The sequence below is a fragment of the Geminicoccus sp. genome, assembly GCF_035556675.1.
In the GTDB taxonomy this organism is placed as follows: domain Bacteria; phylum Pseudomonadota; class Alphaproteobacteria; order Geminicoccales; family Geminicoccaceae; genus Geminicoccus.
On the sequence record NZ_DATMFZ010000190.1, the window covers coordinates 1 to 25,046 of the forward strand.

At 69.1% G+C, this 25,046-nt stretch carries 24 protein-coding genes; 21 read left to right on the plus strand and 3 right to left on the minus strand.

Annotated features, from left to right (window positions below; genetic code table 11):
* From VNS22_RS13890 to VNS22_RS13900, 3 genes are all read left to right on the plus strand, one after another.
* Positions 1-768, plus strand: a 768-nt coding sequence (locus VNS22_RS13890; protein ID WP_325733367.1) for a molybdopterin oxidoreductase family protein, incomplete at its 5' end; no start/stop codon positions are given.
* Complete coding sequence (gene fdhD / locus VNS22_RS13895) at positions 765-1,604, plus strand: formate dehydrogenase accessory sulfurtransferase FdhD (protein ID WP_325733368.1); 840 nt, start codon at positions 765-767, stop codon at positions 1,602-1,604. The genes VNS22_RS13890 and fdhD, both read left to right, overlap by 4 nt.
* Positions 1,601-1,825: a formate dehydrogenase subunit delta gene (locus VNS22_RS13900; RefSeq protein WP_325733370.1), complete on the plus strand. Its 225-nt coding sequence runs from the start codon at positions 1,601-1,603 to the stop codon at positions 1,823-1,825. Before fdhD ends, VNS22_RS13900 begins: the two co-directional genes overlap by 4 nt.
* A gap of 5 nt (positions 1,826-1,830) precedes the next feature.
* On the opposite strand, the gene VNS22_RS13905 is transcribed toward VNS22_RS13900, so the two are convergent.
* A complete protein-coding gene (locus VNS22_RS13905; protein WP_325733371.1) occupies positions 1,831-2,856 on the minus strand; it encodes an NADP-dependent oxidoreductase in 1,026 nt (341 codons plus the stop codon).
* A 129-nt stretch (positions 2,857-2,985) separates the two neighbouring features.
* On the opposite strand from VNS22_RS13905, the gene VNS22_RS13910 reads away from it, so the two are divergent.
* The 7 genes from VNS22_RS13910 to VNS22_RS13940 all read left to right on the plus strand — a co-directional run bounded on the left by VNS22_RS13910 (position 2,986) and on the right by VNS22_RS13940 (position 11,990).
* A complete protein-coding gene (locus tag VNS22_RS13910; protein ID WP_325733373.1) occupies positions 2,986-4,449 on the plus strand; it encodes an amidohydrolase family protein in 1,464 nt (487 codons plus the stop codon).
* A gap of 132 nt (positions 4,450-4,581) precedes the next feature.
* The gene (locus VNS22_RS13915) at positions 4,582-5,811 is read left to right on the plus strand and encodes an MFS transporter (RefSeq protein WP_325733375.1); all 1,230 of its coding nucleotides are present in this window, start codon (positions 4,582-4,584) and stop codon (positions 5,809-5,811) included.
* Between the two features lie 86 nt (positions 5,812-5,897).
* The gene (locus tag VNS22_RS13920) at positions 5,898-6,782 is read left to right on the plus strand and encodes a sulfite oxidase heme-binding subunit YedZ (RefSeq protein ID WP_325733377.1); all 885 of its coding nucleotides are present in this window, start codon (positions 5,898-5,900) and stop codon (positions 6,780-6,782) included.
* Between the two features lie 378 nt (positions 6,783-7,160).
* Positions 7,161-8,606, plus strand: a complete 1,446-nt coding sequence (locus VNS22_RS13925; protein ID WP_325733379.1) for an MBOAT family O-acyltransferase — start codon at positions 7,161-7,163, stop codon at positions 8,604-8,606.
* Positions 8,578-9,756, plus strand: coding sequence for a hypothetical protein (locus VNS22_RS13930; RefSeq protein ID WP_325733381.1), 1,179 nt, complete (start codon positions 8,578-8,580; stop codon positions 9,754-9,756). Before VNS22_RS13925 ends, VNS22_RS13930 begins: the two co-directional genes overlap by 29 nt.
* Positions 9,757-10,042: 286 nt before the next feature.
* Positions 10,043-10,900 carry a hypothetical protein gene (locus VNS22_RS13935; protein WP_325733383.1) on the plus strand — a complete coding sequence of 286 codons (858 nt, stop codon included), beginning with the start codon at positions 10,043-10,045 and terminating at the stop codon, positions 10,898-10,900.
* A 52-nt stretch (positions 10,901-10,952) separates the two neighbouring features.
* Positions 10,953-11,990, plus strand: coding sequence for a matrixin family metalloprotease (locus tag VNS22_RS13940; protein ID WP_325733385.1), 1,038 nt, complete (start codon positions 10,953-10,955; stop codon positions 11,988-11,990).
* A gap of 365 nt (positions 11,991-12,355) precedes the next feature.
* Here VNS22_RS13940 and VNS22_RS13945 read toward each other — a convergent pair whose 3' ends face one another.
* The gene (locus VNS22_RS13945) at positions 12,356-13,405 is read right to left on the minus strand and encodes an alkene reductase (protein ID WP_325733387.1); all 1,050 of its coding nucleotides are present in this window, start codon (positions 13,403-13,405) and stop codon (positions 12,356-12,358) included.
* 134 nt (positions 13,406-13,539) lie between these two features.
* Here VNS22_RS13945 and VNS22_RS13950 point away from each other — a divergent pair, with 134 nt between their 5' ends.
* Together VNS22_RS13950 and VNS22_RS13955 are read left to right on the plus strand one after the other, a co-directional pair.
* A complete protein-coding gene (locus VNS22_RS13950) occupies positions 13,540-13,851 on the plus strand; it encodes a metalloregulator ArsR/SmtB family transcription factor (protein ID WP_325733389.1) in 312 nt (103 codons plus the stop codon).
* 115 nt (positions 13,852-13,966) lie between these two features.
* Positions 13,967-14,794 carry a class I SAM-dependent methyltransferase gene (locus VNS22_RS13955; RefSeq protein WP_325733391.1) on the plus strand — a complete coding sequence of 276 codons (828 nt, stop codon included), beginning with the start codon at positions 13,967-13,969 and terminating at the stop codon, positions 14,792-14,794.
* Positions 14,795-14,798: 4 nt separating this feature from the next.
* Here the strand turns inward: VNS22_RS13955 and VNS22_RS13960 are convergent, their stop codons facing one another.
* Positions 14,799-15,962, minus strand: coding sequence for a dihydrodipicolinate synthase family protein (locus VNS22_RS13960; protein ID WP_325733393.1), 1,164 nt, complete (start codon positions 15,960-15,962; stop codon positions 14,799-14,801).
* A gap of 130 nt (positions 15,963-16,092) precedes the next feature.
* Here VNS22_RS13960 and VNS22_RS13965 point away from each other — a divergent pair, with 130 nt between their 5' ends.
* The 9 genes from VNS22_RS13965 to VNS22_RS14005 all read left to right on the plus strand — a co-directional run.
* Complete coding sequence (locus VNS22_RS13965) at positions 16,093-17,088, plus strand: nucleotidyltransferase family protein (RefSeq protein WP_325733395.1); 996 nt, start codon at positions 16,093-16,095, stop codon at positions 17,086-17,088.
* Positions 17,089-17,156: 68 nt separating this feature from the next.
* Complete coding sequence (locus VNS22_RS13970; RefSeq protein ID WP_325733397.1) at positions 17,157-17,864, plus strand: ribulose-phosphate 3-epimerase; 708 nt, start codon at positions 17,157-17,159, stop codon at positions 17,862-17,864.
* An 8-nt stretch (positions 17,865-17,872) separates the two neighbouring features.
* On the plus strand, positions 17,873-18,835 hold the full coding sequence (locus VNS22_RS13975) for an ROK family protein (protein ID WP_325733399.1): 963 nt from the start codon (positions 17,873-17,875) through the stop codon (positions 18,833-18,835).
* Positions 18,832-20,028 (plus strand): ROK family transcriptional regulator, encoded by a 1,197-nt coding sequence (locus tag VNS22_RS13980; RefSeq protein WP_325733401.1) that lies wholly within the window; start codon positions 18,832-18,834, stop codon positions 20,026-20,028. Before VNS22_RS13975 ends, VNS22_RS13980 begins: the two co-directional genes overlap by 4 nt.
* A 133-nt stretch (positions 20,029-20,161) precedes the next feature.
* Entirely contained in the window at positions 20,162-21,427 is a 1,266-nt protein-coding gene (locus VNS22_RS13985) for an ABC transporter substrate-binding protein (RefSeq protein WP_325733403.1), read from the plus strand.
* Between the two features lie 91 nt (positions 21,428-21,518).
* Positions 21,519-22,400: a sugar ABC transporter permease gene (locus tag VNS22_RS13990; RefSeq protein ID WP_325733405.1), complete on the plus strand. Its 882-nt coding sequence runs from the start codon at positions 21,519-21,521 to the stop codon at positions 22,398-22,400.
* A complete protein-coding gene (locus VNS22_RS13995; protein WP_325733407.1) occupies positions 22,384-23,277 on the plus strand; it encodes a carbohydrate ABC transporter permease in 894 nt (297 codons plus the stop codon). Before VNS22_RS13990 ends, VNS22_RS13995 begins: the two co-directional genes overlap by 17 nt.
* Before the next feature lie 149 nt (positions 23,278-23,426).
* The gene (locus tag VNS22_RS14000) at positions 23,427-24,566 is read left to right on the plus strand and encodes a sn-glycerol-3-phosphate ABC transporter ATP-binding protein UgpC (protein ID WP_325733409.1); all 1,140 of its coding nucleotides are present in this window, start codon (positions 23,427-23,429) and stop codon (positions 24,564-24,566) included.
* A 14-nt stretch (positions 24,567-24,580) separates the two neighbouring features.
* On the plus strand, positions 24,581-25,046 hold a 466-nt coding region (locus tag VNS22_RS14005; protein WP_325733411.1), incomplete at its 3' end, for a Gfo/Idh/MocA family oxidoreductase.

The window sequence follows — 25,046 nt, forward strand, 5'->3', positions numbered from 1 at the left end:
GGCACCTTCACCAATGCCGAGCGCCGCATCTCCCGCGTGCGCAAGGCGATCCCGCCCATGGCGGGCATGGCCGACTGGGAAGTCACCATGGCCCTGTCCCGGGCGCTGGGCTACCCGATGGACTACACCCATCCGTCCGAGATCATGGACGAGATCGCCGCCCTCACCCCGACCTTCGCGGGCGTGAGCTTCGAGCGGCTGGACCAGCTGGGCTCGATCCAGTGGCCGTGCAACGAGAAGGCGCCGGAAGGCACGCCCACCATGCATGTCGGCGGCTTCGCCCGCGGCAAGGGCAAGTTCGTGGTCACCGCCTATGTGCCGACCGAGGAGCGCACTGGGCCGCGCTTCCCGCTCCTGCTCACCACCGGTCGCATCCTTAGCCAGTACAATGTCGGCGCCCAGACCCGGCGGACCGCCAACACGGTCTGGCACGGCCAGGACGTGCTGGAGATCCATCCGCACGATGCCGAGCAGCGCGGCATCCAGGATGGCGACGTGGTGCTGCTGGCCAGCCGTTCCGGCGAGACCACGCTCACCGCGATGATCTCGGAGCGGATGCAGCCGGGCGTGGTCTATACGACCTTCCACCACCCCTTAAGCGGCGCCAACGTCGTCACCACCGAGAATTCCGACTGGGCGACCAACTGTCCGGAATACAAGGTCACGGCGGTGGAGGTGCGGCTCACCAACCAGCCGTCGCGCTGGCAGGAGGAGTACGAGCAGTTCCGCGAGGCGGCCCGGCAGATCGCGGCCGTGGCCGCCGAGTGACCGCCGCCCCGCTGGCGGAAGGCAGGCAGCGCCGCGACCGGCCGCTCGTACCCGGCCGGCCGGTGTGCCGCTACGAGGACGGCCGGTTCGTCGAGCGGATCGAGACGGTGGCCGGCGAGTGCGCCACGGCGATGGTCTATAACGGCCAGGACTTCGCCGTGCTGATGACCTCGCCCGAGCACCTGGAGGACTTCGCGACCGGCTTCACGCTCGCCGAGGGCATCGTCGACCATCCCGGCGAGATCGAGGCCATCGAGATCGAGGACGTGGTGCTGGGCGTCGAGATCCGCATCACGATCCCGGATGAACGAATGGCGGCCCTGGCCGACCGCCAGCGCCACGTCACCACCGGCACGTCCTGCGGCATGTGCGGCATCCTCAGCATTGAGCGGGCGCTGCGCCCGCTGCCGACCATGCCGCCTGCCCCTCCCATCCCTGCCCCTGCCATCCTGCGGGCCCTGGCGGCCCTGCCGGCCACCCAGACGCTCAACCGCCAGAGTGGGGCGGTCCATGCCGCGGCGTTCGCCACGCGTGAGGGCCGGGTGGCTCTGGTCCGCGAGGATGTCGGCCGGCACAACGCGCTCGACAAGCTGACCGGCGCCATGGCCCGGTCCGGCATGACGCCAGATGACGGTTTCCTTCTGCTGACCAGCCGCTGCAGCACCGAGATGGTGCAGAAGGCCGTGCTCGCCGGCTTCGCAGTGGTGGTCGCGATCTCGGCGCCGACCACGTTGGCGGTCGAGCTGGCCGATGCCGCCGGCCAGGCCCTGATCGGCTTTGCCCGGCGCGGCGGCTTCAACATCTATACCCACGAGCAGCGGATCAGCGCCGGATGAACGTCAGGCACCTCGTCACCATGGCCAACCAGATCGCCACTTTCTTCGCCACCCAGCCGGGCGACGCCGCCAAGGCCACCGCCCACCACCTCCGCCAGTTCTGGGACCCGCGGATGCGCGCCGCGATCAGCACCCATGTCGAGACCGGCGGCGAAGGGCTGGACCCGGTGGCGCTGGCGGCCGTGCGGCTGCTGATGGAGGAGCAGCTGCCGGCCGGCTAGCCTGGCTACTCGGCCACCCGCACCAGGAGCTTGCCGAAGTTCTTGCCCTCGAGCAGGCCCCGCAGCGCGTCGGGCGCGTTCTCCAGCCCGTCCACCACATCCTCCTTGTAGCGCAGCCGGCCGTCCTTCAGCCATTGCGCGGCTTCCCCGTAGAACTGCGGGCGCAGCTCCGCGAACTCGCGCTGGATGAAGCCACGGATCAGCAGGCTGCGGCTCAAGACCTCGCGCATCACCTGCGGCAGCCGGTCGGGCCCCTGCTTCGGCCCGGCCGGGTCGTTGTACTGGGCGATCAGGCCGCAGACCGGGATGCGTGCGAACTCGTTGAGCAGCGGCAGCACCGCGTCGAAGACGTGGCCGCCGACATTCTCGAAATACACGTCGATCCCGTCCGGGCAGGCCGCCGCCAGCCGCTCCGGAAAGTCGGCGGCGCGGTGGTCGACCACGGCGTCGAAGCCGAGCTCGTCCTTCACGAAGCCGCACTTCTCCGGCCCGCCGGCGATCCCGACCGCCCGGGCGCCCTTGATCCGGGCGATCTGGCCCACCACCGAGCCGACCGCACCGCTGGCGGCCGCGACCACCACGGTCTCGCCCGGCTGCGGCCGGCCGATCTGGAGCAGGCCGGACCAGGCGGTGAAGCCGGGCATGCCGAGCACGCCCAAAGCGGTGCTGACCGGCGCCAGCTCGGGGTCGAGCTTGCGCAGGCCGGTCCCGTCCGAAAGCGCGAAGCGCTGCCAGCCGGCATGGGACAGGACGATCTCGCCTTCCCGGTAGTCGGGGTGGCGGGAGCGCCGGATGCGCGCCACCGTCCCGCCTTCCATCACCGCTCCCAGCTCCACCGGCGGCGCATAGGATTTCCGGGCGTCCATCCGGCCGCGCATGTATGGATCGAGCGAGAGATAGAGGACCTCCAGCAGCACCTGTCCGTCCGCCGGCTCCGGCACCGGCGTGGTCTCGATGCGGAAATGCTCCGGCCCTGGCTGTCCTTCGGGTCGTGCCGCCAGGACGATCCGCTGGTTGGTGTCGTTCCGCATCGTCTTCTCCCAAACCTCGCCGGCCGGACCATTGCCCAGGGCACCCCTTCCTGACATGCTCACCATTCGTCCCACCGGCAAGCGGTCGGAGGCATCATGCCGAGGACGCGGCCCAGGGGAGGACAGCGCATGTGGTCCTGTACGCCCGGCGAGGCCGGTCAGCCCGTGAGTCATTTCGGCTGCCCCTGCCACAGCCCGGCCCTCCTGGCCGCCAGCCGGCGGCTCGGCCGGACCCTGTCGCGGCGCGGCTTCGTCGCGGCACTCGGCACGTCCGCGGCGGCATTGGCTTTGCCAGGCCGGACCCTGGCCCAGGAACCGCCGGCGGCCGGCACCCGACCGATCCTGCTCACCAACTTCCGGCTGTTCGACGGGAGCTCGCCGCAGCTCCGCGACGGGCTGCACCTGCTGGTCGAGGGCGAGCGGATCGCCGGCCTCGCCACCGGGGAAGCCACGGCACCCGAGGGCGCGCAGCTTCTGGACTGCCAGGGCCGGACGCTGATGCCCGGCCTGATCGACGCCCACTGGCACGCCGTGCTCGCAGCGGCCTCGATGGCGACGCTGATGACCGCCAGTCCCGCCTACCTGCATCTGGCGGCAGCGGCCGAAGCCGAGCGCACGCTGATGCGCGGCTTCACCACGATCCGCGACCTGGGCGGCCCGTCCTTTGCCCTGAAGCAGGCGATCGACGAGGGTCTGGTCAAGGGCCCGCGCATCTATCCGTCGGGTGCCATGATCACCGCCACCGGTGGCCATGGCGATCTGCGCCAGCTCACCGACATCCCGCGCAGCCCGGATAGGGGCCTCAGCACCATCGAGCAGATGGGCGGTGCGGCCATCGTCGACAGCCCCGCCGACGTGCGCATGCGCGCCCGTGAGCAGCTCCTCCAGGGCGCTTCCCAGATCAAGCTGGTCGCCAGTGGCGGCGTGTCCTCGCCCAGGAGCCCGATCGACCTGTCGACCATGACCCTGGCCGAGCTGCGCGGCGGGACGGAGGTCGCGACCGACTGGAACACCTACGCCACCGTGCACGCCTACACCCCGCACACGATGCGGCGCGCGATCGCGGCCGGGGCGCACTGCATCGAGCACGGCCACCTCATGGACGCGGTGACCGCCAAGCTCATGGCCGACAACGGCGTGTGGCTGAGCATCCAGCCCTTTCTCAGCGCCGAGGATACGGTGCCGCTGCAGGGCCCGAGCCTGGTCGCGATGCGCCAGGTCCTGAGCGGCACCGAGCGCGCCTATGAGCTCGCGATCGAGCACGGGCTGAAGACCGCGTTCGGTTCGGACCTCCTGTTCTCCGCCGAGATGGCGACCCGACAGGGCGTCATGCTCACCCACCTGACGCGCTGGTATGGCAACGCCGACATCCTGCGGATGGCCACCAGCGCCAATGGCGAGCTCCTGGCCCTGTCCGGCCCGCGCAACCCCTACCCGGGCAAGCTCGGAGCGGTGGAGCCTGGCGCCTGGGCCGACCTGCTGCTGGTCGACGGCGACCCGCTCGCCGACCTGGCTCCGCTGGCCCGGCCGGAAACCGGCCTCATGGTGATCATGAAGGGCGGCGTGATCCATAAGAACACGCTTGAGGGCTGACCGCATGTCAGGCGCCGGCGCCGGTGCTTGCCCCCGGGATTGACACGGATGGCGCCGGCTCCCTAGGTCGGCCGGCTGCGGATTACGGGCCAACGGGCCGGCCCGACCGGCCAGCCGAGCGCGGAGTGCAGCGTGGCCAATCCCTATCGTGCGGTCTTCGCCGCTCCCGGCACCCTTGCCTTCTCCATGGCCGGGCTGGTGGCGCGCATGCCGATGTCGATGCTGGCGATCGGCATCGTCACCATGCTGGGCCAGCTGCGGGGTGCTTACTGGCTGGCCGGTGCGGTGGCGGCGACCTTTGCCTTGTCCAGTGCGCTGATCGCGCCGCAGGTCTCCCGGCTGGTCGACCGGCTGGGGCAGGCCCGGGTGCTGCGGCCGGCCACCTGCCTGAGCGTGCTGGGCATGCTGCTGCTGCTCCTGGCGGTCCGCCTGGACCTGCCGGGCTGGACCCTGTTCCCCTGCGCGGTGCTGGCCGGCTGCATGCCGAGCATCCCGGCCATGGTCCGGGCGCGCTGGTCCTGGCTCTACCGGGGCACGCCGATGCTCCACACCGCATTCGCCCTGGAATCGGTGCTGGACGAGATCTGCTTCATCATCGGCCCGATCCTGTCGGTAAGCCTGAGCGTGCTGGTCTTCCCCGAGGCCGGTCCTTTGGCCGCGGCCTTCCTGCTCCTGGTCGGCACCCTGCTGCTAGCCGCCCAGCGCCGGACCGAGCCGCCGGTCCTGCCGGTGGCCGCAGGGCCGCGCCGCCCGGTGATCGGCCGGCCCGCCGTCCTGATCCTGGTCACCACCATGGCGGCGGTCGGCATGATCTTCGGCTCGATCGACGTCACCACCATCGCGTTCGCCGGGCTGCTGGGCCAGCCGGTGGCGGCTAGCTGGGCGCTGTCCATCTGCGCGGTCGGCTCGGGCCTGGCCGGGATCACGTTCGGTGCCCTGCGCCTCTCCCTGCCCCCGCGCCAGCTCCTGGCGGCGGCGATCGCCTTCATGCTGCTCACCGTGCTGCCCTTGCCGGTTGCCGGCAGCATCCCCCTCCTGGCGGCGATCCTGTTCGTGGTCGGCATGTCGGTCTCGCCCACCATCATCCTGACGATGAACCTGGTCGAGCGGATCGTGCCGCCGGCCGAGCTCACCGAAGGCATGACCTGGGCCATGACCGGGCTCGGCATCGGCGTGGCGATCGGCTCGGCAGCGGCCGGCTGGACGGTGGACGTGCATGGCACCGCAGCGGCCTTCGGCCTGGCCGGGTTTGCCGCGGCCCTGGCCCTGCTCGTCGTCCTGTCCGGCCAGAACCGGCTCAAGGACAGTGACCGGGTGCCGCCCCTGCCGCCGTCGGGCGCCGAACTGGCCACGTGCCGCTGACGCTTGGGCGGACGAGCCGCGGGCCCGATCCCCGATCCCTGCCCCAGGGCTTGCATCCGGACGGGCGGAGGGAGCGTAGTAGGGGCATGACCAGCAAAGCCGTCCGCAAGCTGCCCTGGCTCGACCGGTCCGGGCAGCTCTCCTTCCTCAAGCTCACCACCCTCGTGCTGGTGGCGCTGCCGGCCGCGTGGATCCTCGGCCAGCTGCTGGCCGGCATGCTGATGCCCAGGCCGCTGGAGGAGATGATCCACCAGACCGGCAACTGGGCGGTCCGGCTCCTGGTGGCCTCGCTCTGCATCACGCCATTGCGCGGGGTGCTGCGCTGGCCGCGGCTGATGCTGGTCCGGCGGATGGTCGGCGTGGCGGCGCTTGCCTACGCGCTCAGCCACCTGCTGCTCTACGTGGTGGACCAGCAGTTCGACCTGTTGCGGGTCGGCAGCGAGATCCTGCTGCGCTTCTATCTCACCATCGGATTCGTGGCCCTGCTCGGCCTGGCAGCACTGGGTGCCACCTCGACCGATGCCGCCATCCGCCGGATGGGCGGGTGGTGGCGCCGGCTGCACCGGCTGGCCTACCCGGTCACCGCCCTGGCGCTGCTTCACTTCTTCATCCAGTCCAAGATCGACGTGACCGAGCCGGTCCTGCTCACCGGCCTGTTCCTGCTGCTGATGGGCTACCGGCTCCTGGCGCTCCGGGGCGTGCCGGGGCCGCTGCGTCTGGCCGGGCTGGCGCTCGCCGCGGCCCTGCTCTGCGCCCTGGTGGAGGCCGCGTGGTACGCAACGATGCGCAACGCGCCGGTCATGCGCGTGCTGGAGGCCAATCTCCAGCTCGCCCACACGATCCGCCCGGCTTGGTGGGTGCTGCTGGCCGGGCTGGCGGCAGCGGGTGCCTCATGGTGGCGGCAGGGGCGTGACGTACTCCCCGCACGGTCCCGGCCGCTCGGCCGCACCGCCGGCCGCCTGATCGGCTGATCCGAAGATCAATTTCGCGTAAATTTTTCGACAAATCCGGGCGCTTTGCTACGGAGGCGGATTGCACCCCTCCCTGCACTTCGTTACAGTTCGTACATGTTCAAGCTTGCAGGGAGAACAGCTGCTGATTTCGCAGCGAACCTGACGAAGTGGTTGTAGTCGACATCATGATGGTTCGCGCATTAAGCGAATTTTTTCCAGGCTCGACTTGTTCATTGATCAGCTCAGAGCGGGATGATCCCGCGTCATGGTTCATGCCGATGCCGCCTCTCATTCGCATCGACATCAGATACTTCGCCGTCCGGCACTCCATGAGGATCCCATGCTCCGGTCCCTCCGGGCAGGTCCCGGTGCCCGCGCGGCGCCTGGAGTGCGACATTGCTGTTCAACTCGCTCCCGTTCGTGTTCGGCTTTTTGCCGATCACCCTGATCCTGTTCTTCCTGGTCGGACAGCTCGACCGCAGCGGGCAGCGGCGGATCGCGGCGCGAGTCCGGCTGATCCTGGCGGCCTCCCTGTTCTTCTACGCCTGGTGGAAGCCGTTCACGCTCTTGCTGCTGGTCGTCTCGATCGGGTTCAACTGGGCCATGGGCCTCGTGATCGCCGATCGCGATCCCCGCAAGAAATGGCTCCTGATCCTGGCCGTGACCGCCGATCTCGCCTCGATCGGCTTCTTCAAGTACGGCATGTTCGTCACCGAGAACCTGGCGCTGGTCACGGGCGACTGGATCCGGCTGGAGAACATCCTCCTGCCGATCGGGATCTCGTTCTTCACCTTCCAGCAGATCGCCTACGTGGTCGACGTCTGGCGCGGCGATGTCCAGGCCGAGCGCGATCCGTGGCGCTTCGCCCTTTCGGTCAGCTTCTTCCCCCACCTGATCGCCGGGCCGATCATCCATTACCGGCAGATCGGCCCGCAGTTCGACAGCTGGTCGTTCCTGCGCCCGAGCGCTGCCGACCTGAAGCTCGGCTTCGGCATCTTCCTGATCGGCCTGATCAAGAAGGTCGGCATCGCCGACACGCTCTCCTTCTATGTCGACCCAACCTTCGCCCAGGCCGACGGGCTCGCGGCCGTGGGCTTCGTCGAGAGCTGGCAGGCCGCCACCGCCTACACCTTCCAGCTCTATTTCGACTTCTCCGCCTATTCGGACATGGCGATCGGCCTGGGATTGATGTTCGGCATCAGGATCCCGGACAATTTCAACAACCCCTACCAGTCGACCAGCATCATCGAGTTCTGGCAGCGCTGGCACATGTCCCTGTCCAGCTTCCTGCGCAACTATCTCTACATCCCGCTGGGCGGCAACCGGCAGGGCAAGGTCCGCCGCTACGTCAACCTGATGATCACCATGCTGCTGGGCGGGCTGTGGCACGGCGCATCCTGGAACTTCGTGATCTGGGGCGGGCTGAACGGCCTGTTCCTGATGATCGCCCATGGCTGGCGGGCGCTCACCAAAGGTTGGCAGCTCCAGCTCCGCCCGCTGGCGCCGCTAGGCAGGGTGGGCGGCCATCTGCTCACCATGCTGGCGGTGATCGTGGTCCGGGTGTTCTTCCGCGCCACCACGCTGGACGGCGCCTGGGTGATGCTGGCCGGCATGGTGGATCCCCGGACCTTCCGCATGGAAGCGGTCGATTCCTTCCTGCTCCTGGCGCTGGGTGCGGCCTACGCGCTCTGCCTGCATGGCGCCGAGGCCAAGGATCTCGTCAGGCTCCGCTGGTTCTCCTTCCCGCTCGTGCGTTCGGCCGCAGCTGTCTGGGTGATCCTGGTCATGCACCATCAGGAACTGTTCGATCTCGATGCAAGCTTCCTGTACTTCAACTTCTGATCGCGCGGCCGCACGGTCGTGGCGGGTCCGGACCATCCTGGGCTGGGCCTGGCGGATCCCGCTGGCGGTCTGCCTGGCGCTGGTGCTGTTCGAGGCCTTCCTGCGCATGCCGCCGTTCCGGGTCGGCGTCTCGCCGGTCACCTACCACCCGCAGCTCGGCTACTGGCACAAGACCGACTATGACGGGCAGTCCTTCTCGGCCTGCTACTCGGTGCCCTACCACCTGGACGGGCAGGGGCTGCGCCCGTCCAGGGGCCAGGTGCCGGGCAGGAAGGCGATCCTGCTGGGCGACAGCCAGGTCGAGGCGGTCATGGTCGCCGACGAGCAGGTCATGCACCAGCGCCTCCAGGCCCATCTGGGCGACCGGATCGAGGTGCTGAACTATGGCCTGGGCGGCAGCGGCGCCGACCTGCAGCACCTGGTCCTCCAGCACCTGGTCGATCTGGACCAGGTCGGCTGGGTCGTGCAGCTGGTCAACCTGGACAGCGACGTCTACGAGGCCAACCCGAACAACGACAAGCCGGGCCAGCGCCCGCGCGCCCGGCTCCGGTTCGACGATCCGGCCGATCTCGACCGCTTCCACCTGGTTCCGCCGGCACCCTTCACCCGACTGGAGCAGTTCCGCGAGGTCTTCTCGGACTTCCAGCTCTACTCCTATTCCCGCGCGGCCCTCCTGCCGGTGCGCGGGCTGCTCCGCGAGGTGCGGCAGACGCTGAAAGCCAGCCCGCCGTCGCCAGCGGCCGATCCGGCCCGGATCGGGCCCTCGGAACTGGCGTGGACCAACCTGATCGGGCCGATCCGGCAAAACCAGAAGCTGGTGGAGGCCCATGGCGGCCGCTACCTGGCCCTGGTCTGGAACCGTGATCCGCTGCTCCTCGCCGAATGGCAGCGGCGCATCGCACCGCTCGGCATCGAGACGCTGGACCTGGCGCCGGCACTGGCCCGGGCCGGCGTGGACCTGGCCAAGGTCTCATTCTCCTGCGACCACCACTTCACCGCCGCCACCCATGACGAGATCGCCAAGGTGCTGGCCGGGAGCGGCTTCTTCGACCGCGCAGGGCCGGCAAAGGCAAGGCAGGCGCGGCCATCGTGGGCCATGAATATTCAAGAAACACAACGCCCAGTAGCAACCACAACCACAGGCAGGTGAAGGCTCGCCATGGTACAAAAATAACCCTGCCGCTCAGAACTGAACAACCCCCCTTTCATCGCCACACAGGACGATCTCGCCGCTGATCACGTTGTCAGCATGACTATACTTATGCTATGCTTCTCGACGTTCTCGCATCACTGGTTGCGGCAAGGCCTGTGAAGAGCATGTACGCGGCTCCCGTGGCTCTCGCCGCGGTCTGCTGCGATGTTCATTCCTGCGCAGCGAACTCATCCTGGGGGTGGATGCGTCAGGACAGGGCTTGGCTGCCGGAGCATGGCCAATGATGAGAACGGCGGCTTTCCTGGCCGGGTTGATGTGGCTCGGGCAGGCGGAGGCGACCACCTTGCCCTATCTGGACATGAACGCGCTGGTCCAGGGCGCGGATGGTGTCGTCGAGGGCACGGTCGAATCGGTCGTTTCGGCCCGGGCCCAGGGCCAGATCTTCACCTACGTGACCTTGCGCGACGTCGAGGTCCATGCCGGAAGCTACGGTCAGCGCAGCCTCACCCTCATGATGCTGGGGGGGTCGGTCGAGGGAGAGACGCTGGAAGTCGTCGGCGCGCCCGCCTTCGAGGAGGGGCAGCGGGTCTTGGCGTTCGTGGCCAGCAACGGCACCGACATCGTGCCCCTGGTCGGCTGGGAGCAGGGCCTGTTCGTGGTGCCGCAGGACGGGCGGAACCTGGTGACCGACAGTGCCGGCAACCGCATCCTCGACGTGGAGGATGGCAGGATCGAGAAGGAGCAGCGCCACGCATTCGAGGCGCAGGTCGTCGAGCCGCAGCCGGCAGCCGACGGTCCGGGCGAGGCGTGGTCGGCAGGCGGCCAGGGCGGCAGCCGGTCGGGCATGAGCGAGACCCGGCAACGGTCTCTGGCGGCCCCGGCCGCCGCCCAGCCGATGGCGTATGACGCCTTCATCCAGTCGATCCAGGGGGCTGCGCGGCGGGTGGCACTGAGTGGCCCGCGCCAGATGCGGGCGCTGAACTCGGTGCAGGTCGGCGCCGCGCTGCAGCCGGCACCGCCGCCCAGGTCGCTGTCGATCCTAAAGGCCCCCGGACAGGAAGCCGGAGCGCGTGCGCGGGCACCTCTGTCCTCAGAGGCACCGGGCAGCCCGCCGGCTGCCCCGCCGGTCAACCGCCGGTAGCACGGCGGCCGGCGGTCGCCATCCCCGGGCATCGTCCCAAAGGAAACCTGCCATGATCTCCAGAACCACGGTGCGGCGCCGGTACCTGATGGCCGCGCTCATCTCGCTTCTGCCCCTGACCTTCGGGACGCAATCCGCCGGAGCCTATGCCTACGACACCTGCGGCGGCGTGCCGGTCAAATGGCTGCGCGGCTGGACCAATCTCTCGCTCAACACGGTCTCGCTGCCGCCCGGCAGCGTCTGGGACACCCGGTTCCAGAACGCGATGTGGCACTGGAACAACGTGAAGGGCTCGAGCTTCGACTTCTTTGTCCTGCGCGACACCGACGGGACGATCAGCAACGACAATGGCGTCACCGAGATCTATTTCAGCAGCAATATCGGCACCGCCCTGGCCGTCACCACCTTCCGGTCGCGCTGCTCCGACCGGAGCATCATCGAGACCGATATCGGCTTCAACCTCAACTACAGCTGGTCGACCGACCCGTTCAACTATGACAGTCCGGACGCGCCCTACAGCTTCGAGGGCGTCGCCCTGCATGAGCTCGGCCACGCCCTTGGCCTCAATCACGAGGACCGCTGGGTCGCCACCCTGAACTCCTTCTATCCGGACGGCGGCCCCAGCGGGCACGCCAAGGAATGGGATCCACTGGCCGACGACCGGGCCGGGGTGCGCTTCCTGTATCCCGACGCCACCACCGAAATCGACGTCGCCGCCTCGGTGTTCAAGCAGTCCGGCGCCGGCAGCTCGACCCTGGTCTCCAGCCCGACCATCACGACGCGCGGCTCGTCGGCCACGATGGAGCTGACCTTCCACAATTTCAGCACCTCGCAGCTGACCTTCAACATCGGCTTCTATCTGTCGAGCAACGACATCATCAGCACCGCCGACCGGCTGCTCGGCAGCAACACCGGTGCCTGGGCGGATCCCGGCGTCAGCCTCACCTTCAGCCGGACCGTGACCATTCCCGCCTCGGTGGCACCCGGCCGCTACTGGCTGGGCTTCATCCTCGACCATGATCGCCGCCACACCGAAAACCACGAAGGCAACAATGCCCTGGCGATGCCGCACGCGATCACGATCAACTAAGGCCCGTTGGCCCGGCGTCTGCCCTCGTGAGGGGCGGGCCGCCTAGAACATCGTGTTGGGGTTGGCGACTTCAGTCGGGACGCGCTGCAGCCGCACGAAGTCGGCGCGCCGCCTCCGCCGGGCGGCACCGGTTGAACATCAAGTCGTGGAAGGCCATGGCCGTCTGCCAGTTCCGGCTCGTCTGGTCGCTCATGGTGACCCTCACCCTCTCCCCAGGTCCACAGCTACGGCGGCGGACATGCCCGGAGCCGGCCCTGCCCGCCGCCTTGGCCGCCTGGCCGCGACCAGCGTCAGGCGACGAAGCAGGAAGAGTGTCACCGGCCGGCATGGCCGGCGGGCCCCGGCGCAGGCCGCCCGGTTGCTCCTCAGAGCGAAGGATAGTCCGTGTAGCCCTCGGGCCCACCGGCATAGAAGGTGTCGGTGTTCCAGGGGTTCAGCGGCGCGTTCTCGGCAAAGCGGCGCGGCAGGTCCGGGTTGGCGATGAACGCCTTGCCGAACGCCACCGCATCCGCCTCGCCCCTGGCCAGCACCTCGTCGCCGGCCGCCTGGTCGAAGCTCTCATTGGCGACGAAGATGCCACCGAACGCCTTCTTGATGGCGGGCCCCAGCCGCGGCTCCTCCAGCCGCTCGCGGGCGCAGATGAAGGCCAGCTTGCGCCGGCCCAGCTCGGCCGCGACATAGCCGAAGGTGCCGGCCAGGTCGCTGTCGCCCATGTCGTGCGAATCCGCGCGCGGCGCCAGGTGCATGCCGACCCGGTCCGCCCCCCAGACCGAGACCACCGCATCCGTCACTTCCAGCATCAGCCGGGCGCGGTTCTCGACGGGCCCGCCATATTCGTCGGTGCGGCGGTTGGTGCTGTCCTGCAGGAACTGGTCGAGCAGGTAGCCGTTGGCGCCGTGGATCTCGACCCCGTCGAAGCCCGCGGCCTGCGCGTTCTCCGCCCCCTTGCGATAGGCCTCGATCACGCCCGGGATCTCGGCCAGCTCCAGCGGGCGCGGCGTCGCATAAGGCCGCTGCGGCCGCAGCAGGCTGACATGGCCCTTGGGCTGGACCGCACTGGGGGCCACCGGCAGCTCGCCATTCAGGAAGACCGGGTCGGAGATCCGGCCGACATGCCAGAGCTGCAGGAAGATGTGGCCACCCGCGTCATGGACGGCACGGGTGATCGCCCGCCAGCCCTCGACCTGCTCGCTGGACCAGATCCCGGGCGTCCCCGCATAGCCGACACCCTGCGGGGTGACCGAGGTCGCCTCGGACAGGATCAGGCCGGCACTGGCGCGCTGGACGTAATAGTCGCGCATCAGCGCGTTGGGCACCCGGCTCTCGCCGGCGCGGGAGCGGGTGAGCGGTGCCATCCAGATGCGGTTCTTCAGGCGCAGCGAACCGACATTGATCGGATCGAACAGGTTGGGCATCGTCGCATTCCAGTTGGCCGTACAGCCTCGTGGCTGGACGGGGTCGCCCGGATCGGCCGGCAGGCCCTTGCCTCCCCGACCGATCCGGCCAAGTTTCATATTCGTCGAACATCGAACATGGGTAGGCGCAGGAAGTGAGGCAACCCGACCACCCGGCAATCGATGCAGTGCAGCTCACCGAGGTGCTGGCGGCCCTGGCCGACCCGGTCCGCCTGTCCCTGGTCGCGACGCTGGCGGAAGGCGGTGCCCGGACCTGCGGCGAGTTCGACCTGCCGGTCGCCAAGTCCACGCTCAGCCATCACATGAAGGTGCTGCGCGAGGCCGGCATCCTGACGAGCCGGGTGGAAGGTACCCGCTGCTTCGTGGCGCTGCGTCCGGAGCTGGAGGACCGCTTTCCCGGCCTGTTGGGCCGCGTCCTCGCCCTGGCAGCACCGCCTGAAGGCTGACGCCCGCCATCGCCGCGCCTGGCCCTGCGGCTTTCGATGGAGAACCCTGCCCATCCGGCTAGAATGGCCGCCGCTCGTCCGGCATCGGGCCGGGCAAAGGGGGGCGGGAGGTATGATGGACACGGAAGCGGAGGTCGCGCGCCACTATACGCACGGCGCCCTGGAACGCTCGATCCTCGACGCGCTGGCAAGGGCCGGCAAGGATCCCGACCGGCTCACCGCCGCCGACCTCGCCGGGGTCGACGAGTTCCACCTGGGCTGGCGCGCGTCCACGGTGGCACTGGCGCAGGACCTGCAGCTGGCACAGGGCCAGCAGGTGCTCGACATCGGCAGCGGCATTGGCGGGCCGGCCCGCTACATAGCCGAGGCGCATGGCTGCCAGGTGACCGGCATCGACCTGACCGAGGAATTCGTGACGGTCGCGACCGCGCTCACCCGGCGCTGCGGCCTGGCCGACCAAGTTTCGTTCCGGCAGGGGAGCGGCCTGGCCCTGCCGCTCAACGATGGCAGCTTCGATGCCGCCACCCTGATCCATGTCGGCATGAACATCGAGCGCAAGGACCTGCTGTTCCGCGAGGTGCACCGGGTCCTGAAGCCCGGCGGCCGGTTCGGGGTCTACGACGTCATGCACCTCGACGAGGCGCCATTGCCCTACCCGATGCCCTGGGCCGCCGATGCCGCCACCAGCTTCGTGGAGCCACCCGCCACCTACCGGGTGCTGCTCGGCGAGAGCGGCTTCGCGGTCGAGCAGGAGGTGAACCGGCGCGACTTCGTGCTGGCGCGCTGGCAGGAGATGCGCGCCGAGGCGGCGGCCCGGGGCCAGCCGCCCCTGAGCCTGCGCAACCTGGTAGGCCCCGCCTTCGAGGAGCGTTTTGCCAACGTCCTGCGCACCCTGCAGGCCGGCAGCATCGCCCCCATCCAGATGGTCGCCCGGGCGATCTAGGGCGTCACTCGATCCCGAACGTCGCCATCAGCCGCGCCATGCGCCGGGCCGCCAGCTCCGGATCGTCCAGCACGCCCGCCTGGTCGGCCAGGCGGAACACGTCGCCGTAATGCAGGGCCGAGCGCGCCGCCTGCTGCCCGCCCAGCATGGCGAAATGGTCCTGGTGGCCGTTCAGCCAGGCCAGGAGCACCACGCCCGACTTGTAGAACCGGGTGGGCGCCTCGAAGATCTTGCGCGAGAGCGGCACGGTCGGCCGTAGGATCGCCCGGTAGTCCTCGACCCGGCCCGCGTCCAGTGCGGCCAGCGCTGCGGCCGCCGCCCGCGCGATGGGATCAAAGATGCCCAGCAGCGCGTCGCTGTGCCGGGACCCGTCGCCCTCGATCAGCTCGGCATAGTTGAAGTCGTCGCCGGTGAAGCACTTCACCCCCTCGGGCAAGGACTGGCGGAAGCCCAGCTCGCGCTCCTTGTCGAGCAGGGACATCTTCACCCCGTCGATCCGTCCGGCATGGTCCCGGATCAGCCCCAGCAGCGTGGCCTGAGCCTCGTCCAGGTCATGCGATCCCCAGTAGCCCTCGAGCTGCGGGTCGAACATCGGTCCCAGCCAGTGCAGCACGACCTTGTCCCGCGCCTGGCCGATCAGCTCGCCATAGAGCCGCCGGTAGTCGTCCGGCCCGTTCGCCGCCAGCACCAGCGCCCGGCTGGCCATCAGGATCGCCCGCCCGCCGGCCTGCTCCACCACCTCCAGCTGCTCCAGATAGGCCCGGCGCACCTCGTCCAGCGTCACGCCCGGCCGCGGCGGCAACTGGTCGGTGCCGACCCCGCAGGCGAGATCCGCCCCCGGCACCGTTTTCGCCTCGGCCACCGAGCGGCGGATCAGCTCGGCCGCATCCGGCCAGGCCAGCCCCATGCCGCGCTGCGAGGTGTCCATCGCCTCGGCGACCTTGAAGCCCAGCCCCCAGAGATGGTGGCGAAAGCGCAGGGTCGCCTCCCAGTCGACCTTGCCGCCCTCGAACGGCACCGCCTCGGCCAGCGGGTCCGCCACTACATGCGCCGCGGCATAGGCCACCCGGGTGGCCGGCGCGGCGGACCTGGCCGGGTAAGAACAGGCTTGACCAGGCTGGTACGGCTCCAGCCTGCGGTCCGTGGTCGGCAGCAGCAGTGCCCGCATGGAAAGGCCTCCCCTGGCTCGATAAGTAACCGGTGAGTTACTTTTCATGCCGCCGGCGGTCAAGCCAACCCTTGCCAGTGATCGCCACTACGAGTTATACGTTATTTATACTCTCAACGTATAACTGGCGATGCAGCGCGCCCCTCTAACCGTCCAGACCATGTATGCCGAGCTCGACCAGCAGGTCCGGGATGCTGCGACCGCGGCGGTCCTGCATCCGCATGGCTCGCTGGTGGTCAAGGAGATCAAGGGCCGCCGCTACTGGTACCACCAGCAGCGAATCGAAGGCCGTCAGGTCCAGCGCTATGTCGGTCCCGAGACCGACGAGCTTTTGCGCAGGATCGCGGAACGGGACGCGGCCCGCTCCCAGGAAGGGGAACGCCGCACCCTCGTGCGCAGCCTGCACGCGGCGGGATTCAAGGGACCCGACCGCCGTACCGGCCGTGTCCTCCAGGCCCTGGCCGAGGCCGGCCTGTTCCGCTTGCGCGGCGTCCTGGTCGGCACCGTCGCCTTCCAGGTCTATGGCCCGATGCTGGGCGCGCTGTTCCCCGCCGCCATCGCCATGACCGGCGATATCGACGTCGCCCAGTTCCGCTCGGTGTCGATCGCGGTGGAGGACCGTACCGAGGCGATGCAGGATGTCCTCCAGCGCATCGATCCCGCCTTCGCGCCGGTGCTCGGCCTTGCGCGCACGCCGGCCTCCGCCTATCGGAGCGCCGGATTCAAGGTCGAGTTCCTGACCCCGATGCGCGGCCCCGAAGAGGACGACCGCCAGCCGCTGCCGGCCGTCGGCACCTTTGGCCAGCCCCTGCGCTTCCTGGATTTCCTGATCTATCAGGAGGTGGAGGCGGTGGTGCTGCACGATGCCGGGATCGCCGTGCGCGTTCCCGATCCGGTGCGCTTCGCCCTGCACAAGCTCATCATCTCGCAACGGCGGCGCGATCTGGCCAAGGCGCGCAAGGACCGCGCCCAGGCCCATCAGCTGCTGGAGGTGCTGGCCGAGGACCGCCCGCACGACGTGCAGGAGCACTGGGCGGAACTGTGCGGCCGCGGCCCCAAATGGCGCAGCCTGGCCCTGGCCGGGCTGGAAACCGCCCCTCCCTCAGTACGCGTACTATTGCCCTGACCGAGTTTGTATTGTATCCGAACAAAAGAACGACGCCCAGAGGGCGCACGAGGCACGGGAACGGGATCATGGCCACGCAAACGATCGGTTCGGCGCGCTTCGCCAGCCTGCCGAAGGACCGGCTGCTCGCCGAGTTCTCGCTATGGTCGGCCGATCTCGCGGACCTCGCCGCCGAGGTGGCACGGGTCGAGGGCCATGCGGACATCCACCATATCGACGTGGCGGACGGCCATTTCGCGCCGGCCTTCCTGTTCTTCCCCGACCTGGTTGCCCGGCTGCGCAAGCTGACCGACACGCCGTTCCACGTTCACCTGATGACGACGGACGACATCCTCGCAAGTCAGGCGCAGCAGTTCGCCGAGGCGGGTGCCGACCTGATCTCGGTCCATGCCGAGAATGGCGAGGCGGGTCTGGACGTGGTGGCCGAACTGAAGGCCATGGGCGTGCGCACCGGCGTGGTCGCCCGCGTCGAGACGGACCTCGCCGCCCTCGCCCCCTTCCTGGGCTCAGTCGACATGGTGACCCTGCTCGGCACCCGGATCGGTGTGAAGGGCCAGGACCTGGACCCGAACGCCTGCGCCCGCCTGGAGCAGGCCGGCACCATGCTGTGCCAGGCCGGACGGCGCGACCAGGTCCTGCTCGCGGCCGATGGCGGCATCCGCGAGCATACCGTGCCGAAGCTGCGCGCCGCCGGCGCCGACACCGTGGTGATGGGCTCGCTCGCCTTCGGTGCTGCCGATCTGGCACAGCGCATCGCCTGGTCCCGCGGGCTCTGAGAACGGCGATGCCGGGCCCGCTGGTCATCGCCGTCGACCTGGGCGGCACTTCGCTGCGTGCCGCCTTGGCCACGCCGGATGGACAGCTCGGCCGGATCACCAAGATCCGCACCGACGCCCGCGGCGGGCCGGACAAGGTGGTGGCCCAGATCGCCGGCCTGGTCGCCCGGGTCCGGGCCGAGGCCGGTGACACGCCGGTCCAGGGCATCGGCCTGTCCTCGCCCGGCCCCCTCGACCCCTTCACCGGCACGGTCTTCACCTTGCCGACCTTCCAGGGCTGGCAGGACGTGCCGCTGCGCGCCCTGGTCGCCGAGCGGACCGGCCTGCCGGTGACGCTGGAGAACGACGCTGCCTCGGCCGCGATCGGCGAGTGGCGTTTCGGCGCCGGCAAGGGGGTGGACAGCCTCGTCTACGTCACCGTCTCCACGGGCCTGGGCGGCGGCGTCATCGTCGATGGCCGGCTGCTGCACGGCCGCATGGGCATGGCCGGCCATATCGGCCACATGACCCTCGACCCGGACGGTCCCCGCTGCGGCTGCGGCAATCCCGGCTGCTGGGAAGCCCTGGCCTCCGGGACCGGGCTGGCCCGCATCGCCCGGGAACGGCTGGCGGAAGGCGCTGCCTCTTCCCTGCAGGACATCGCCGGCCGGCCGGTCAGCGCCGAGGACGTGGTCGCCGCCGCCCGCGCCGGCGATCCGCTGGGGGTGGCGCTGATCGCCGACGAGGCCCGCTGGCTCGGGATCGGCATCGTTTCCCTGCTGCACCTGTTCTCGCCCGAGCGGGTGATCCTGGGCGGCGGCGTCAGCAACGCCCTGGACCTGATGAGCGACATCATCGCCCGGGAGATCCAGGCCCGGGCGATGGCGCCGTTCCGCTCAGTGCCGTTTATGGCGGCCTCGCTTGGCGGCAATGCCGGCCTCGCCGGGGCCGCCGCCCTCGCCTTCGGGGCCGCCGGGACGCAGCTGGCGTGACCACGCCCCAGGCGGTCCGCTTCCTGAACGAGGCGCGCGCCCTGTCGCTGCTCTACCGGCAGGGTGCGATGAGCCGCGCCGATCTGGCCCGCGGCCTGAGCATGACCCGCTCCACCGCCAGCAGCCTGATCGGCCAGCTCCTGGCCGACGGCTTCGTCGTGGAACGACCCGACGCCGCGCGCAGCGACGTCCGCGCCGGCCGCCCCGGCATCGCCATCGCGATCCGGCCCGAAGGCGCATTCTTCATCGGTGCCGAGATCGGCGTCGGCTATGTCGCAGTGGTCGCTCTGGACCTCGCGGCCGAAGTCGTCACCCGCCGCCGCGCCAGCTTCGAGCTTTCCGGCAACCGTCCGGAGGAGGTCGTGCGCCTGGCCTGCGGCCTCGTCCGCCAGGTGGTGGCCGACCTGCCCGATCCGTCCCGCATCCGCGGCCTCTGCGTGACCGTGCCGGGGCTGCACGACCATGAGGGCGTGCTGCTCACCGGCCCGTTCCTAGGCTGGCGCAACGTCCCGATCGCTGATCTGGTCCGCGCCGAGCTCGGCCTGGACCTCCCGGTCAGCTCGGAAAACGACGCCAACGCCTTGGCCATTGCCGAGATCTATGCGGCCGGTAGCGAGGGCCCGAACGACCTGCTCTGCCTGTTCCTCGATTTCGGGATCGGCGCCGGGATCGTGGCGGGCGGCCGGCTGTTTCGCGGCCATCACGGCTTTGCCGGGGAGGTCGGGCACATGGTGGTGGCGGATGCCGGCATCACCCACCGCCTGGACCCGCCCGGCCGCTGGGAGAACCTGATTGGCGCCGAGGCGGTACTGCAGGTCTGGCAGGGCAAGGGCGGTGCCGGCGACACGATCCGCGGCCTGGTCCAAGCATTGCAGGCAGCGGAGCCGGCCGCCTGGGAAGCCGGCCGGCACTTCGCCTATTGGCTGGGCCGCGGCCTGGCCTCGGTCGCCAACATCATCGATCCCGGCCATGTGGTGCTGGGCGGCTCGGTAGCGCGCCTCTATCCCTTCGTCGCGGACGAGGTCCAGGATGCCCTGCGCCGCCACGTGTTCGAGGACTATCAGGTGCCGACCCTGGCCCTGGCCCATCATGCCGAAGACGGCCCGGCGATCGGTGCCGCCTGCCTCCTGCACCAGGAAATGCTATCTATCGACATGGTAGGCCGCCATCGCGAGCGATGGCGCCTGCCCTAAGAGCATGGCCTCTTGACGAGACCCGTCGATCCGTTGATTTGTTTGGACAGTTGACAAACCAAGCGCCGTGCTGGCGCCGGAATAGATCACCTGCCTGGGCAACGATCCCAGGCTGCTCAGGGAGATGACCGAGATGAAGCGGATATTGCTGTCGACCGTCTGCGCCGCCGTGCTGGGCCTGGCTGCATCGGCCCTCCAGCCGGCGCAGGCGCAGGACCAGGGCAGCGTCGAGGTGCTGCACTGGTGGACCTCCGGCGGCGAGGCCGCGGCGGTGGGCGTGCTGAAGCAGGACATGGAATCCAAGGGTGTCGCCTGGCAGGACATGCCGGTGGCCGGCGGTGCCGGCGAAGCGGCCATGACCGCGCTGCGCGCCCGGGTCACCTCCGGCAACCCGCCGACTGCCGCCCAGCTGCTCGGCATGTCGCTGCGCGCCTGGGCCGAGGAAGGCTTCCTGGGCGATCTCTCCGAGGTGGCCGAGCCGGAAGGCTGGGACAAGGTCATCCCCGAGCCGCTCCAGGCGTTTGCCAAGTATGACGGCCACTATGTCGCCGCCCCGGTCAACATCCACCGGCCGAACTGGCTGTGGTCGAACGCCAAGATCTTCGAGGAGAACGGCCTGACCCCGCCCAAGACCTGGGACGAGTTCAACCAGGTCGCCGAGGCGCTGAAAGCCAAGGGCATCCAGCCGCTCGCCCATGGCGGCCAGAACTGGCAGGACACCACGATCTTCGACGACGTGGTGCTGGGCATCGGCGGGCCGGAATTCTACCAGAAGGCCATCATCGAGGCCAATCCGGAGGCGCTGGGCTCGGACACCATGGTCAAGGTGTTCGACCAGATGCGGGTGATCCGCGGCTTCGTCGACCCGAACTTCTCCGGCCGCGACTGGAACCTCGCCACCGCCATGGTGATCAACGGCGAGGCCGCCATGCAGCTCATGGGCGACTGGGCCAAGGGCGAGATCATCGCCGCCGGCAAGACGCCTGGCGTCGACATCCTCTGCACCCCCGCCCCCGGCACCGAGGGCTCGTTCCTGTTCAACACCGACTTCTTCGCCATGTTCGACGTCGGCGAGGAGCGCCGGCCGGCCCAGCTGATCATGGCATCCGCCGCCATGTCGCCCTCCTTCCAGGAGACCTTCAACCTGGCCAAGGGCTCGATCCCGGCGCGCACCGACGTGCCCGGCGACAAGTTCGACGCCTGCGGCAAGCAGTCGATGGAAGACATCAAGGCCGCCCAGGCGGAAGGCACGCTGATGGGCTCGCTGGCCCATGGTCACGCCCAGCCGCCGGCCGTCCAGGGTGCCATGTTCGACGTGGTGACCAACCACTTCAACTCCGACCAGTCCTCCGCGGATGCGGCCAAGGCGCTGGTCGACGCGGTCGCCGCGGCCCAGTGAGCTGACCCCGCCCTGCCCGGCTGCGCCTGCATCCGGACAGGGCCTCCTGCTCCACCGCTGAAGGCCGGCGCCGATGGCACCCACCGAAAGAATGGCAGGCAAGCGCAGGCTGGCGAACGCGCTGCCCTTGTTCGTGCTCTCGCCGAGCCTCCTGATGGTCACGATCGGCGTCTACGGCTTCATGCTGTTCTCGGTGATCCTGTCCTTCACCGGCTCGAAGATGTTTCCGCGCTTCGTCTTCACCGGCTTCGACCAGTACGAGCGCCTGTTCAGCAACCCGCGCTGGGGCGTGGCGGTCCAGAACATCTTCATCTTCGGCGGGCTCTACATCGTCTTCGCCACGATCCTGGGCCTGGGCCTCGCCATCCTGATCGACCAGCGGATCCGGGCGGAGGGCGCGTTGCGCACCATCTTCCTCTACCCGATGGCGCTGAGCTTCATCGTGACTGGCGTCATCTGGCAGTGGCTCCTCAACCCGGGCCTGGGCCTGGAGCGGCTGGTGCAGGGCTGGGGCTGGGAGAGCTTCTCGTTCAAGTGGCTGGTCGACCCGCAGATGGCGATCTACACGGTGGTGATCGCCGGGGTCTGGCAGGTCGCGGGCTTCGTCATGGCCCTGTTCCTGGCTGGCCTGCGTGGGATCAACACGGAGATCCTGAGTGCCGCCCGCATGGACGGGGCGCCCACGCACAAGATCTATACCCGCATCATCATCCCGGCCCTGCGCCCGGTCTTCCTCACCGCCTTCGTCGTGGAGGCGCATCTCGCCATCAAGTCCTACGACCTGGTGGTGGCGCTGACCAAGGGCGGCCCGGGCTTCGCCACCGAGCTGCCCTCGACCTTCATGTACACGACCACCTTCACCCGCAACGAGATGGGACTGGGCGCTGCCAGCGCCACGGTGATGCTGATGACGCTCGCCGCCATCATCATCCCCTATCTCTATTCGGAGCTGCGCCATGAGCGTCGCGGCTGAGACCGTCATCCTCCGGCGCTCCGGCAGCGGCGTGAACCTCGCCCGCTTCGCCGTCTATGCGCTCCTGATCGTGGCCGCCGCCGTGTTCCTGGCGCCGCTGGTCTCCATGGTGTTCACCTCGCTGAAATCCATGGACGAGATCCGCGCCGGCAACCTGCTCTCCCCGCCCGGTGCCATCACCCTGGAGGCCTGGACGACCGCCTGGAACAGCGCCTGCATCAGCGTCAGCTGCGCTGGCCTGAAGGGCTATTTCCTGAACTCGATCCGCATGGTCGTCCCCGCCGTCCTCCTCTCGGTGGGCCTGGGTGCCCTGAACGGCTACGTCCTCACCAAGTGGCGCTTTCGCGGCGACAATCTCCTGTTCGGCGCGATGATGTTCGGCTGCTTCATCCCGTTCCAGATCGTGCTGATCCCGATGGCCTTCACGCTCGGCAAGATCGGCCTGGCCGGCACCACCACCGGCCTGGTCCTGGTCCACGTCGTCTACGGCGTCTGCTTCACCACCCTGTTCTTCCGCAACTTCTACGTCGCGGTCCCGGACGAGCTGGTGAAGGCCGCGCGCATGGACGGGGCCGGCTTCTGGCAGATCTTCACCCGCGTCCTCCTGCCGATCTCCTGGCCGATCATCGTGGTCTCGGTGATCTGGCAGTTCACCGGCATCTGGAACGACTTTCTGTTCGGCGCCTCGTTCGCCGGCGGCGAGAGCCAGCCGATCACCGTGGCGCTCAACAACCTGGTCAACACCTCGACCGGCGTGAAGCTCTACAATGTCGACATGGCCGCGGCCATGATCACCGCCGCCCCCACCATCCTGATCTACCTGTTCCTTGGCCGCTTCTTCCTGCGCGGCCTGATGGCCGGGGCGGTGAAGGGATGAGGATGCAGGCGGCTACCCCTCCCTCGTCATGGCCGGGCCTGACCCGGCCATCCAGGGGTCGCGCCCGCCGATGACTGGATGGTCGGCTCAAGGCCGACCATGACGACTCGGGACGACGTCAACGGCTTGATCGGCAAAGGGAACGGCAAGTGGCAAGCCTGGACATCGAGCATATCGGCAAGCGCTTCGGCCAGGTCGAGGTCCTGAAGGACATCCATATCGGCATCGGCCACGGCGACTTCCTGGTCCTGGTAGGTCCCTCCGGCTGCGGCAAGTCCACCCTGCTCAACATCATCGCGGGCCTGGACACCGCCACCTCGGGCGCCATCCGCATCGACGGCAAGGTCGTGAACGACCTGGAGCCCAAGGAGCGGGACATCGCCATGGTGTTCCAGTCCTACGCCCTCTACCCCTCCATGACCGTGGCGGAGAATATCGGCTTCTCGCTCGAGATGGCCGGCATGCCCAAGGAGGAGCGGAAGAAGAAGATCGCCGCCGTGGCCGACCTGCTCAGGATCGGCCATCTGCTGGACCGCCGCCCCTCCCAGCTCTCCGGCGGCCAGCGCCAGCGCGTCGCCATGGGCCGGGCGCTGGTCCGCGAGCCCAAGATCTTCCTGTTCGACGAGCCCCTGTCCAACCTGGACGCCAAGCTGCGCGTCGAGATGCGCACCGAGATCAAGAAGCTCCACGCGCGCTTAGGGGCCACGATCGTCTACGTCACCCACGACCAGATCGAGGCCATGACCATGGCCACCAGGATCGCGGTGATGAAGGACGGCATCCTCCAGCAGTTCGGCACGCCCGCCGACATCTACGACCGCCCGGCCAACACCTTCGTCGCGACCTTCATGGGCTCGCCGGCCATGAACCTGCTGGACGCCGAGATCGTCACCCATGGCGGCCGCCCCGCTTTGCGCCTGGATGGCGTGGACGGCGACGCCGCCATCCTGCCGATCCCCGCCACCGCCGGCGCCACCGCCCTGCAGCAGGGCCAGAAGGTGGCCTTGGGCCTGCGCCCCGAATGGATCACCGAGCCCGGTACCAGCCGCAGCCGCGACGTCCAGTCCCTCCCCTTCACCGTGGAAGTGCTGGAGCCGACCGGCCCCGACATCTTCCTGGCCCTGCGCCTGGGCAATGTGGAGGTCATGGGCCGCCTGCCCGCCGACGCGGCAGTGCAGGCCGGCGAGACCCGCACCCTCGACATCGACTACACCAAGGCCGTGCTGTTCGACCGCCAGACCGGCCAGGCCCTCTACGCCCGGCCCCAGCCCGCCCAAGCCGCCGCCTGACAGGACCTTTGACCATGCCGAAGAAAGAAGACCGCCTCCTGCGCGTGGGCGTGCTCGGCTGCGGCCCGATCGCCCAGGCCGCCCATTTCGAGAGCTGCACCAAGGCGAGGAACGCCGAGCTGTTCGCGATCTGCGACGTGGCCGACGACCTGCGCGAGCGCATGGCCGCCACCCACGCCCCGCGCAAATCCTTTGCCGACTACGACGCGATGCTGGCCGATCCCGAGCTGGAGGCGGTGATCATCGCCACCTCCGACGCCTTCCACGTCCCCGCCGCGAAGCGGGCCCTCCAGGCCGGCAAGCACGTACTCTGCGAGAAGCCGCTGGGCGTCAGCGTCGAAGAGGTCGAGGAGCTTGCCACCCTGGTCCGACAGACCGGCCTGACCCTCCAGGTCGGCCACATGAAGCGCTTCGACCCCGGCATCGAGGCCGCCAAATCGTTCATCACCACCGAGATGGGGGAGATCCAGGCGCTGAAAG